At 37.2% G+C, this 12,057-nt stretch carries 7 protein-coding genes; 4 read left to right on the forward strand and 3 right to left on the reverse strand.

The window, feature by feature from the left end:
* Positions 1 to 16: 16 nt before the first annotated feature.
* On the forward strand, positions 17 to 3,919 hold the full coding sequence (gene porU, locus FW781_RS06040) for a type IX secretion system sortase PorU (protein ID WP_149386589.1): 3,903 nt from the start codon (positions 17 to 19) through the stop codon (positions 3,917 to 3,919).
* Between the two features lie 59 nt (positions 3,920 to 3,978).
* Entirely contained in the window at positions 3,979 to 5,142 is a 1,164-nt protein-coding gene (gene porV, locus FW781_RS06045; protein ID WP_047378455.1) for a type IX secretion system outer membrane channel protein PorV, read from the forward strand.
* A 559-nt stretch (positions 5,143 to 5,701) separates the two neighbouring features.
* Here the strand turns inward: porV and blaCHM are convergent.
* Positions 5,702 to 6,460 carry a CHM family subclass B1 metallo-beta-lactamase gene (blaCHM, locus tag FW781_RS06050; RefSeq protein ID WP_149386590.1) on the reverse strand — a complete coding sequence of 253 codons (759 nt, stop codon included), beginning with the start codon at positions 6,458 to 6,460 and terminating at the stop codon, positions 5,702 to 5,704.
* Between the two features lie 218 nt (positions 6,461 to 6,678).
* Between blaCHM and FW781_RS06055 the strand changes: the two genes are divergently transcribed.
* Positions 6,679 to 8,943 (forward strand): FUSC family protein, encoded by a 2,265-nt coding sequence (locus tag FW781_RS06055; protein WP_149386591.1) that lies wholly within the window; start codon positions 6,679 to 6,681, stop codon positions 8,941 to 8,943.
* Here the strand turns inward: FW781_RS06055 and FW781_RS06060 are convergent.
* Positions 8,924 to 9,538 (reverse strand): 4'-phosphopantetheinyl transferase family protein, encoded by a 615-nt coding sequence (locus FW781_RS06060; protein ID WP_149386592.1) that lies wholly within the window; start codon positions 9,536 to 9,538, stop codon positions 8,924 to 8,926. The two genes, FW781_RS06055 and FW781_RS06060, sit on opposite strands and share 20 nt — an antisense overlap.
* 259 nt (positions 9,539 to 9,797) lie before the next feature.
* Positions 9,798 to 10,316 carry a pyridoxamine 5'-phosphate oxidase family protein gene (locus FW781_RS06065; RefSeq protein WP_149386593.1) on the reverse strand — a complete coding sequence of 173 codons (519 nt, stop codon included), beginning with the start codon at positions 10,314 to 10,316 and terminating at the stop codon, positions 9,798 to 9,800.
* Positions 10,317 to 10,480: 164 nt separating this feature from the next.
* On the opposite strand from FW781_RS06065, the gene ahcY reads away from it, so the two are divergent.
* The gene (gene ahcY / locus FW781_RS06070) at positions 10,481 to 11,794 is read left to right on the forward strand and encodes an adenosylhomocysteinase (RefSeq protein ID WP_149386594.1); all 1,314 of its coding nucleotides are present in this window, start codon (positions 10,481 to 10,483) and stop codon (positions 11,792 to 11,794) included.
* Positions 11,795 to 12,057 lie beyond the last annotated feature (263 nt).

Consider the following 12,057-nt stretch of genomic DNA (forward strand, 5'->3'; position numbering starts at 1 on the left):
AATTTCAATAGTAAACATGAAACGAAAAATTACGCTTTTATCTTTAATCGCTTTTGCATCAACACTTTACGCCCAAAGAAACACCATAGAATGGAATGGTTCAAAAATTCAGGATTTTGGCGACACAAAATTAAATCTTCCTAATTTTAAAAATGAGGGTTTTTCTTTCAGCCAAAATAATGTTTTTATAGTAACCAAGCAAAAAATCGGAGAAAAGCAGCTGAAAATTTCAGATCTTGTCTGGGAAAACGTTCCTGCACAGGATTTATTTGAGTTGGATAAAGGAAGACTTCCTGATTATGATGTAGCAGATGTTTCTTATTACAATTTAGATGGAGACAGCTATGCCAGCATCAGTGTTGCTTTATTTAAAAATGTAAAAGGCCGTGTTCAGAGATTATCTTCGTTTAATGTTTCGGAAGCCTCTTCATTTGTAAATACTACAGGAACTGTTAATAAGATAGGAACAACCGGCAACCCATTATCAAGTGGTAACTTTTACAAAATAAAAGTTGACAAGTCTGGTATATTCAAAATCACATCACAGTTTTTAAAAGATAACGGAATCAATCCCAGCTCTGTAAATCCTAAAAATTTCAGAATTTATGGAAACGGAGGAATACTGCTTCCTGAATACAACCAGGATGCACGATATGGAGCTTTACAGGAGAATGCCATTCAGGTAGTAGGTGAAGATGACGGGGTATGGAACGATAATGATTATGCTCTTTTCTATGCTCAGGGTCCCGATGGATATAATCTTTATGACACTTCCAACGGAAATGGTTTTAAAAGAAAAGATACCCGATTCAGCGAAAGAAGTAATAATGTCAAAAATATATATGAAGATTTTTCTTATTACTATATCAATTTTGACAAAGGTTCCGGAAAAAGAGTTCCGACTGTTGATGGAACCCTTCCTGCCCAGCTGATTACAAGATATGACAATTACCAGGTGATCAACAAAGATCAGAAAAACCTGTTAAAAGTAGGAAGAACCTGGGTGGAGGACACTCCTTTCAGCAATGAAAAAACAATAACACTTTCTACCAACTCACCCATACAGGCTGGTGATGTTATACGATACAGAACTCAGGTGGTAGCATATAATTCGCAACAGAATACGATTGATTTTAAGATCAATAATTTAAATCCGCATCCACTGCAAACGATCCCTACGGATACTTCATCTTATCAGTATACCTTCTACCCTGTAACGTATTCCGGAACGCTTACCAATCTTACCGGAAACCAGATTACAATGGTGTTGAATCCTGATATTTCTAAAAACCCCAACGGAACGTTCTATTTTGATTATGTAGAAGTTCAGTACAAAGAAAATCTTGCGTTCAACGGTTCACAGATGAACTTCAGAGATTATTCAATAGTAAGCGGAAGCAATACAGATTATGGATTCAGCATTACCAATGCTGCTAATATAGAACAGGTATGGGATGTGACGGATATTACCAATGCCAGCCGAAGAGTGAATAAAGCAGGGGCAGGCTCATTCAGCTTTGCTTATACGGCTGCTGATCAGAATTTCAATAATGAATTTGTGGCATTCCGTTCTGATGCGGCTTTCAGCCCGCAGTTTGTGGGAAGAATTTCCAATCAGAATCTTTCTGCTTTACAAAATATAGACTACCTTATCCTGACGGTTCCAGAAATGATGGGCCAGGCACAGAGAATTGCCAGCTATCATCAGACCCATGATAATTATAACGTAGAAATTGTTGACATTAACAAGATCTACGAAGAATATGGCAGCGGAAGTAAAGATCTTACGGCTATAAGAGATTTTGTCAGCAAGCTCAATACTCCTCTTGGCAGACTTCAGTATGTATTTATTCTGGGTGATGCTTCATTTGATTATAAAAACAGAGTTCCTAATAATACAAACGTTGTTGCCAGCTACCAGAGTGAACAGTCTTCAGATTACGTATCCTCATTTGTAACGGATGATTATATTGTAATGACCAAGCCGCAGACCACATTGTTAATTGAAAACAATTTACCGGATCTGCCTGTAGGAAGAATTCCTGCTGCAAATGCAAGTGAAGCCGGAGATATGATTAATAAAACGTTGGCTTATTACAACAAGCTTCAGGGGCAGTCAACTCCTTTCGGAGACTGGCGTATGCGACTTGACTTTGTAGTGGATGATAATGACGAGGGAGGAGGTCCGTTTCATAATGTAATGAACAGTTCTCTGGCCGGCATATTTGAACAACCGGGACAGACGGAACTTAAAGAATATAATGTTAAAAAATTATATATGGATGCCTTTACCGCTCAGAGTACATCTGGAGGACGAAGATATCCACAGGTAAACCAGGCTATTTCCAATGCTATCGGAAACAGTTTATATCTGTTTTATTTCGGGCACGGGGGAATTAACGGCTGGGCACAGGAAAGAGTATTAACAACTACTGAGGTTCAAAATGCCAATAACTTCTCCAATGTATACAGCAGATTCCCGTTTGTTTCTACCATCACATGTGAATTTACATTATGGGATGAGCCTGCAACCAATTCTGTAGGAGAACAGTTTATCAAAATGAAACAGGGAGGTGCGTCAACAATGATTACTTCCAGCCGTGCTATTGGTGTAGATTACGGGCGCGATTTTACAAATACATTCACTCAGAATATATTTAAACTAACCAATGATGATTTCAATTCGTTAGGAAATGCACATTTACTGGCTAAAAAACAGAAAGGACCAAACAATAACCATTTAAAGGTAAACTTCCTGGGTGATCCTGCTATGAAACTAAGCAGACCTCAAAGACTTCTTACCATTGATAATATTGAAACTCCGGTTCCGGGGCTTATCAGAGGTTTGGATTTTGTAAAAATAAAAGGACATATCAATAATCCGAACGGAACATTGAACAATACCTTCAACGGGAAAGTCAGCATCAATATTTTTGATAAGAGATTAAATAAAAAGACATTAAATAACACTGGAGTTTTAACCCCGGTTTTAGATTATACTGAGGAAGGAAGTGCTATTGTAAAAGCTGCCGGAACTGCTGTAAACGGAGTATTCACTGCCGAATTCTATGTTCCTAAAGACATCAACTATGCGGTAGGACAGGGAAGAATTTTGGCCTATGCAGACAACAAGTCAACGGATGTTTTCAACAACCAGGCAGTACAAGTAGGTGATATCAATCCTAATGGAATCAATGACAGCCAGCCTCCAAAAGTAAAGCTGTATATGAATAACACCAACTTTGCGGATGGTGGAATTACCAATCAGAATCCTATGCTTCTTGCCTGCCTTACAGATGACACAGGAATCAATTCCACAGGTTCAGGGGTAGGTCACGATATTACAACGTATCTGGATGGTCAGATTATCAATACTGTTGTTTTAAATGATTTTTATTCTGCCGGAGAAGGAAACGGGTGTTTAAACCCAAGTCTTGCCGATTACCAAAAAGGAAATGTAACCTATCCTTTCAGAAATTTAGCGATTGGACAACACCAATTGACATTTAAAGTTTGGGATATAAACAATAATTCTACATCTGCTACGTTAAATTTTGAAGTTAAAGATGAATCTGACCAACACCTGACGATCAACCGTCCGCTGAACTGGCCAAATCCATTTACAAATAAAACCTATATTCAGTTTGAACACAATTGTGATGATATTCTGGATGTGAACGTACAAATTTATACCATAACCGGAAGATTGGTAAGAACTTTATCACAACCGGTAGTCGCAGAACCGTTCCTACAGGGCTTTAGAACCCCTCGTCAGGCAATAGAATGGGACGGAAGAGATGATTTTGGGTCAACAGTAGCAAAAGGTACGTATATTTTTAAGATATTTGCAAAAAGTCAAAATCAAGAAAAATGCAAAGGAAGTGCTACAGCTGTAGAAAAAATGGTACTTTTGAAATAATTAAATAATACATAGACAATAATATTAATAAAAAACTGATAATATATAAAAGACAACATATGAATTTAACTACTAAACTGCTTTTAGGATTTGGTTTGAGTGCTGGTTTTTTAGGCTATTCGCAAGATTTAGGTAAAGTAAACCCAGTTCTTACCGGAGCTCCTTTCCTTAGAATTGCGCCTGATGCGAGATCAGGAGGTATGGGAGACCAAGGGGTGGTAACCTCTCCGGATGCATTTTCACAATTCTGGAATGCGGCTAAATATCCTTTCAGCAGAACAAGTTCTTCCGTAGGTCTTAACTATACGCCTTATATGGGAAAACTTACCAATGATGTATTCTTATTATATGCTTCGTTCCATAAGTTTTTGGGACAGGAAGAGAGATCTACAATCTCTGCAAGTATCTATTATTTTAACATGGGACAGGTAGACCTGACTCAGCTGGTAGGTACAGAAATTGCATCAATGGGTACATCAAAACCAAACGAATTCTCAATTGACGTTGCTTATGCTTTGAAGCTTTCCGATTCATTCTCTGGTGCTGTTACCGGTAGATTTATCCGTTCAGACTTAGCCGGAGGATTCAACACAGACACTACACTTAAAGCGGCCAACAGTTTTGCAGTAGACGTTTCAGCATACTATACCTCACCAAGATTCTCCAGTATCGGAGGATATGATGGTAAAGTGAATGCAGGTTTAGCAATTCAGAACGTAGGTCCTAAACTGGATTATACAGGAAACGAAGAGTCAAGATCTTATCTTCCTACCATGGCAAGATTAGGGGTTGGATATGACATGTACCTGGATGATATGAACAGAGTTGGAATTTCTGTAGAAGGTTCAAAACTTTTGGTTCCCGGATCTGAATATGCAGGAATTGATCCCAATACAAGACAGCCTATCTATCAAATCCCGAATGTAGGGCCAATGGCTGGTATTGGAAAATCTTTCAAAAATAAAAACAGTATCATGTACAGTGGTGCTTTAGAATATTCTTATGACAATGCATTTTCTGTAAGAGGAGGTTACTTCCATGAAAGTGAAGAGCAGGGAGCTAGACAGTTTGCTACAGCGGGTGTTGGGTTAAGATACCGTTCTTTCGGACTGGATCTTTCTTACCTGATCAACATGTCTAAAATCAACAGTGCATTGGATAATACGCTTCGTTTCGGTCTTACCTGGAACATCGGAGAAGAAACATCCAACAACGATCGTTAAAAAAAGCTACAGCTATATAAAAAAAGCCTCATACATTGTAATGAGGCTTTTTTTATATCAATTGTGAAAGGTCAATCCGCTGCGCTTGTCAATTTCTTTTACATACTACAGCCATTCACCATTCACCTTGCGAAGCAAAAATTCACTATTGAAAATATGAGTGGTCAACTGTCAATCGTCAATTCGCTGCGCTTGTCAATTTCTTTTACATACTACAGTCATTCACTATTCACTTTGCGAAGCAAAAATTCACTATTGAAAATATGAGTGGGCAATCGTCAATCCGCTGCGCTTGTCAATTTCTTTTATACACTACAACTATTCACTTTGCGAAGCAAAAATTCACTATTGAAAATATGAGTGGGCAACTGTCAATCGTCAATTCGCTGCGCTTGTCAATTTCTTTTATATACTACAACCATTCACTATTCACTTTGCGAAGCAAAAATTCACTATTGAAAAGATAAATGGTCAACTGTCAATCGTCAATTCGCTGCGCTTGTCAATTTCTTTTATATACTACAACCATTCACTATTCACTTTGCAAAGCAAAAATTCACTATTGACCTTTAAATAATGTAATGGTATAATCAAGAAGTCTCCCGTCTCCATAATCTCCATGTCCCGGTACTACAATTTTCACGTCCGGATATTCTTTTTTTACTTTTTCAACGGTATCTGACCATGCAGAGACATTTGCATCTCCTAAATATCCCTTACCTGCCTCAAGCTCTTTCAGCAGGCAGCCTCCAAACAGGATATTTTCACTTGGGAAATACCCAACAGCATTATCTCTTGTATGACCCTCTCCAAAATACTTAGTGATAACATCCTTATTGCCTACTTTCAAAATAACAGAATCATTAAAGCCATTTTCAGGAATGACAAAATTGTTTTCTTTAGCTAATTCAATTGTTCTAACATATGAATAAGACGGAATATTCTTTTTATGAAACGCCAGCAATCCCCCTAAACTATCGTCATGAAAATGAGTCGGAATCACAGCATTAATTTTCGCATGAAGTTTTTCACTGATCCATTGTATCAGCTCATCAGAACTTTTATCGTTAGTTGGCGTATCAAAAACAATAGTTTCATTATGGTCTTTTACAATCAATCCGTTACAAGGAACATTCCCGAAATCATTGGTCTGCTTAAAAGAAGTGTGAATAAAAGCGTTTTCTGAAATCTGGGTGATGATCAGACTGTTGGATTTATAAATTTCTTTTGCCTTGAAACGTTTCTTGTTCTGCGGGCCACAACCTAGAATGAAAAAAGAAAAGAATATGATGAAGATATTTTTAATTGTATTTTTCATAAAGCTGTTGTATAGGAGTTGAGATAAGCTAAGGTAAGAATTCGTGGAACAAGATTTGTTAACTGTTGTGTTAAAAATAAATTGTGAATAGCCAATCCGCTTTGCTTGTCAATTTATTGTAAGTAGCATAGCACATTATTAAAGAAATATAATATTTAAGTTTATAAAAGTCTTTTTTTTATGGCGATTTTCTTAAATTCAATAGCTATTTTTGCAGTATGAACTATTCGGCAGAACTAAAAAAATTTGTAACCAGTCAGTATGTATATTCTGCTATCAGAATTACATTAGCGACTGTTCTGCCCTGTCTAGTCCTCGCCCACTTCGGAATTTTGAAGGAATATTTTCTTTTTCCTCTCGGAACCAGCTTTGTAGCCCTTACAGATCAGCCCGGCCCTTTCATCAGAAGAAGGAATGCCCTTACTTTTGCAATCTTTTGTTTTGTTTTTGTCGCACTCATTGCAAGTCTTGTGATGAATATCAAAATATTGGTGCTTCTGGAAGTCATCACATTCGGGATGTTTTTCTCCCTGATCGGGGTTTACGGTCAGAGATTGGCGGCAGTAGGTTCGCTGTCACTCGTTGTACTCGCCATCTTTATTGATGGTCATCTTACAGGAAGTAATATTTTTAAAAGTCTTCTGATCTTTGCTTCAGGCTGTATATGGTTCCTACTTATATTCCTTATTGTAACTACAATCCGTCCCTATAAACTGGCAAGCCAGATGATTGGGGAAAATTATCTTCAGCTGGCCGAATTTTTAAAGATTAAAGCTAATTATTATCAGAAGAATCCCGATTTTAATAGACTTACAACACAGGTTATTGCTAAACAGATTGCAATAAAAAACTTACAGGAAGACACCAGAGAAACTGTTTTTAAAACAAGAACTATCGTTAATGAATCTACAACTACAAGTCGTTTATTGATGCTGATGTTCCTGAATTCTATGGACCTTCATGAGAAGCTGATGACCTCTGAAAGTGATTATCAGAAGCTTCAACAGAGCTTTGAGGACAGCATGATTCTGGTTAATATCCATGATTATCTCAATATTTTGGCAGAAGAGATCACCAATATCGGAATTGCCCTTCAAAGTGGTACCAGAGCAAAACCGATGGTGAATCTGGAACTGGAATTAAAAAATCTTAATTATAATTATTTCGAACTCAGAAACAAACAGCTTTCTCCCGATAACCTGGAAAATTTTATGATCCTGCGCCAGATCCTGATGCGTATCTATGAAATCACAAAAGAAATCAATGAGATCTATAAAGTATTTTCTCAGAATATAAAACTGGCAAAAAGTTTATCCACTGGATTAGATTTGAAAAAATTCATGCCTAATGAGCCCAAGCTCAATGCTAAGGTTTTAAGAAATAATATTTCGTTATCCTCTTCCCATTTCCGCCATGCAATAAGAATTACAACCGCTTTGCTCCTGGGGTATATTTTCTCCATGTTTGATGTTCTGGGACTGGGGCATACGTATTGGATATTAATTACCATTACAGCCATTTTAAAACCCGCCTACTCCATCACGAAACAGAGAAACCTGCTCCGTCTCTATGGCACAATTGCAGGGGCCAGCATTGCTTACGCTATTCTGCATTTTGTACATATTAACGGTGTTTTATTTGGTATTCTGCTTATCAGCATGATCATGTGTTTCAGTTTCCTGAAAGGACGGTATTTCTGGGCGGTATTATTCATGACAATCTATGTTTTCCTGAGTTTTAATTTTTTAAATCCAGGGAAAGTTAATATCATTTTTAAAGACAGAATATTTGATACAGCAATTGCCGGAATCATTGCTTTTCTGGTTTCTTATATAGTACTTCCGGTTTGGGAACATACACAAAATCTGGATCTGATGAAGAAGTCTGCAGCAGACAATCTTATCTATTTTCAGAGTGTGATTTCCAAATTCTTACAGGGAAATTTTGATATTGAAGAGTATAAGGTAAAGCGAAAAAATGCCATCATTTCTTTGGCCAATCTTTCTGACAACTTTCAGAGAATGATTTCAGATCCTAAAAATCAGCAGAAAAAACTGGAAGTTGTTCACCAGTTTGTGGCAACATCACACCTGATCACAGCGTATACTGCTTCTCTTTCTCAGTATTCCAAGAGTAATGAACAATATCCTGAAATAGATGCTGAAAGCTGGAGCCGGAAGATTGAAGCAGAAATGCAGCAAACCTCTACCCTTCTCAACGGAAATGATATCAACGAAACACTGAAAATGGAAAGCCGTCTTGAGCCGGAAGATTCTTCCATTGAAGATATGCTTCTGAAAAGAAAAACCGAGATTGAGGAAAATGACATTGTAGACAGAAGAGATCCTGATAAAATATCCCATCTAACGGAGCTTAAAAACATCCACGATATCCTGGAACTGATCTATGATGTAGCAAAAGAACAGAGAAAAGTTATCGAGAAGTACAAAAACGAGACAGATCCTACTCCTCCACAATCGTAAAGCAGTAGTCATCAAAAAACTCTACCCTGGCCTTGAATTCATCAGAAAACTGATCGTCATAGACACGGCAGCTTATTTTATGAAGATGCTTCAGCTCGAAAGGCTTCACTTCATAGTTTTTCTTTAAAGACCAGTATTTTGAGTGGTGAATTTTGTACATACTTTCTTTCACACTCCATATAATCGTATAAAAAGTATCGGCTTTATCTTCAGGGATGAATCCGCGCTCATTTTCATAGGTAAATTTATCAATCACCCTTAAAATCTTAGGATTGAACTTTTCTACGTCAATTCCTATTTTATTTTTAGAAATGGCAATGGCGGCAAAGGGAAAAGAATGCGTAATGGAAATCTCCGCATCGTTGGGAGAAAGAAAAGGCTCTCTTTCTTTATATAAAATCTTAGAATTGGGCTTTAATGCTTTCAGTAGCTTACGTACCATCAGGACTTCCAATAATTTTTTAGGATGATAATCTTTTACCTTTTCAGCATTTTCCGGCTCCAGAAGCTGATGAATATCAAGTTCTTCACTTTCATCATACTTCCAAACAAGGATGGTGGCATTATCATCTGAAAAATCTCTGTAGAGTGGCATTCTTTTTTATATGAGACAAAAATACTAAAAAAAGCTTGAAGCTGGGAGCTGGAGGATGGAAGTTACAATTCGTTATAAAAACAAGAAATAAATAAAGCCAGAAGAAATCGTTTATGAAAAAAGGAATGAGGAAAAGAGCTGGGAGACAGGAGATGGAAGTTATTATCCGTTACAAGAATCAATTAAAGATTAAATTAAAACTTCTTTGTTTCCTTAACCTTTACAAATCTCCAGCTTCCCGCTTCCAGCTCCCAGTTTATTATTTAGACTGATGATTCACATCGTTTCTGTGCTCTACAATTTCAAGATTCGCATCCACAAAATAGGCGCTTCCGAATCCATTTACGTAAGATCCTTTCACAGGTTGTAATGCAATTAAAATAAAATCACCCATTTCAGAAATGACATCCACTACTTTTCCGTGAGTCTCTTTAAGTTGGGCAACTACAGTATTCCATACTTCAGAATCTCTTTCAATCTGAGATACTGCTGCTTCAATAGTCAGCCTTTCGCGGGCATAAATCTGTTTGGTAGCAGATTCATCTTCAATAAACATGATTGATGTTTTTCTTCCGTCAGCGAGGTTTTTAGTATGTTTTGCCATGAAAGATACCAGAATATAAAATGTCTGGTCCACTTGAACAAAAGGAGCATAGCTTGAATTGGGATTTCCTTCAGCATCTACTGTAGCCAGAATAATGCTTTTAGAAGCATTGATCAGTTCTTGGACTTTTGGAGTAACAGGTTTGATTTTCTTTTCTGTATGGTTTTGATTCATAATATATTATTTATGAGCTAAATTAATTATTTATATTAAGACTAAATAACATTAACTCATGTTTAATCTCATAAAACCGAACTTAATCTACCGTTTTTATATCTTAATTATTAATTGTAATTTTGCCTTTCGTTATCAATTGAATTTAAAATTATTCATTACATATGAGTACTACAACACAATACGTTCCTTATAAAGTTAAGGATATCTCCCTTGCAGAATGGGGTAGAAAAGAAATTACCCTTGCAGAAGCAGAAATGCCTGGTTTGATGTCTATCCGTGAAGAATACGGACCATCTCAACCCCTTAAAGGAGCAAGAATCGCAGGATGTCTTCACATGACAATCCAAACGGCTGTGCTTATCGAGACATTGGTAGCTTTAGGAGCTGAAGTTACCTGGTCATCTTGTAATATTTTCTCTACACAGGATCACGCTGCTGCGGCTATTGCTGCTGCTGGAATTCCGGTGTATGCATGGAAAGGTTTAAATGAAGAAGAATTTGACTGGTGTATTGAGCAGACTTTATTCTTTGGTGAAGACAGAAAGCCATTAAATATGATTTTGGATGATGGTGGAGATTTAACAAACATGGTTTTTGATAAATACCCTGAATTCACAAAAGATATCAAAGGGCTTTCTGAAGAAACCACTACCGGAGTACACAGACTGTACGAAAGAATGAAGAACGGAACTTTGGTAATGCCTGCAATCAACGTAAACGATTCAGTAACTAAATCTAAATTCGACAACAAATACGGATGTAAAGAGTCTGCTGTAGATGCAGTAAGAAGAGCTACAGACGTAATGTTGGCCGGAAAAAGAGTGGTAGTTTGCGGATACGGAGATGTTGGTAAAGGTACTGCGGCTTCATTCAGAGGAGCAGGTTCTATCGTTACTGTTACGGAAATTGACCCGATCTGTGCGCTTCAGGCTGCTATGGACGGATATGAAGTAAAAAGACTAGACACTGTAGTAGATAATGCTGATATCATCATTACTACAACAGGTAACTTCAATATCGTAAGAGGAGAGCATTTCCTTAAAATGAAAGATAAAGCAATCGTTTGTAACATCGGTCACTTCGATAATGAAATCGATATGGCTTGGTTAAACAAAAACTATGGTCAGACTAAATCTGAAGTGAAGCCTCAGGTTGATATCTATACTATTGAAGGAAAAGAAGTAATCATCCTTGCAGAAGGTAGATTGGTAAACTTAGGATGTGCTACAGGACACCCAAGTTTCGTAATGTCTAACTCTTTCTCTAACCAGACTCTGGCTCAGATCGAATTATGGAACAACGCTGCTGCTTACAAAAACGAAGTATACATGCTTCCTAAGCACTTAGATGAGAAAGTAGCTGCTTTACACCTTAAGAAATTAAGCGTGGAGCTTGAAACTCTTTCTCCTGAGCAGGCTGAATACATCGGAGTAGACGTAAAAGGGCCATTCAAGCCTGAATACTACAGATATTAAGATCTATATAAAACATGATATGATCCCACTATTTCTAAGATAGTGGGATTTTTTATGCGGGGATATAAGTCAGTCCGAATACTAATCCGGATTACAGCAGAACAATGAACCTTCAATAAGAACAGAATTTAGTCCGTTTTCATAATAAAATAAGATCAACTGGCTTTAGCCAAAACTTAAAATCCATTACTACAGCAATCCGTATTTTGCCCATATTTTCCCCCTCTTAAGGCTCTATTTATAAAAAATGAATATCTTAGCTC

This window comes from Chryseobacterium panacisoli (genome assembly GCF_008274625.1).
GTDB classification, from domain to species: domain Bacteria; phylum Bacteroidota; class Bacteroidia; order Flavobacteriales; family Weeksellaceae; genus Chryseobacterium; species Chryseobacterium panacisoli.

Bases quoted from the DNA above. Each gene is read 5' to 3' on its own strand.
- porU (WP_149386589.1), top strand. From the start codon at position 17: ATGAAACGAAAAATTACGCTTTTATCTTTAATCGCTTTTGCATCAACA.
- porV (WP_047378455.1), top strand. From the start codon at position 3,979: ATGAATTTAACTACTAAACTGCTTTTAGGATTTGGTTTGAGTGCTGGT.
- blaCHM (WP_149386590.1), bottom strand. From the start codon at position 6,460: ATGAAAAATACAATTAAAAATATCTTCATCATATTCTTTTCTTTTTTC.
- FW781_RS06055 (WP_149386591.1), top strand. From the start codon at position 6,679: ATGAACTATTCGGCAGAACTAAAAAAATTTGTAACCAGTCAGTATGTA.
- FW781_RS06060 (WP_149386592.1), bottom strand. From the start codon at position 9,538: ATGCCACTCTACAGAGATTTTTCAGATGATAATGCCACCATCCTTGTT.
- FW781_RS06065 (WP_149386593.1), bottom strand. From the start codon at position 10,316: ATGAATCAAAACCATACAGAAAAGAAAATCAAACCTGTTACTCCAAAA.
- ahcY (WP_149386594.1), top strand. From the start codon at position 10,481: ATGAGTACTACAACACAATACGTTCCTTATAAAGTTAAGGATATCTCC.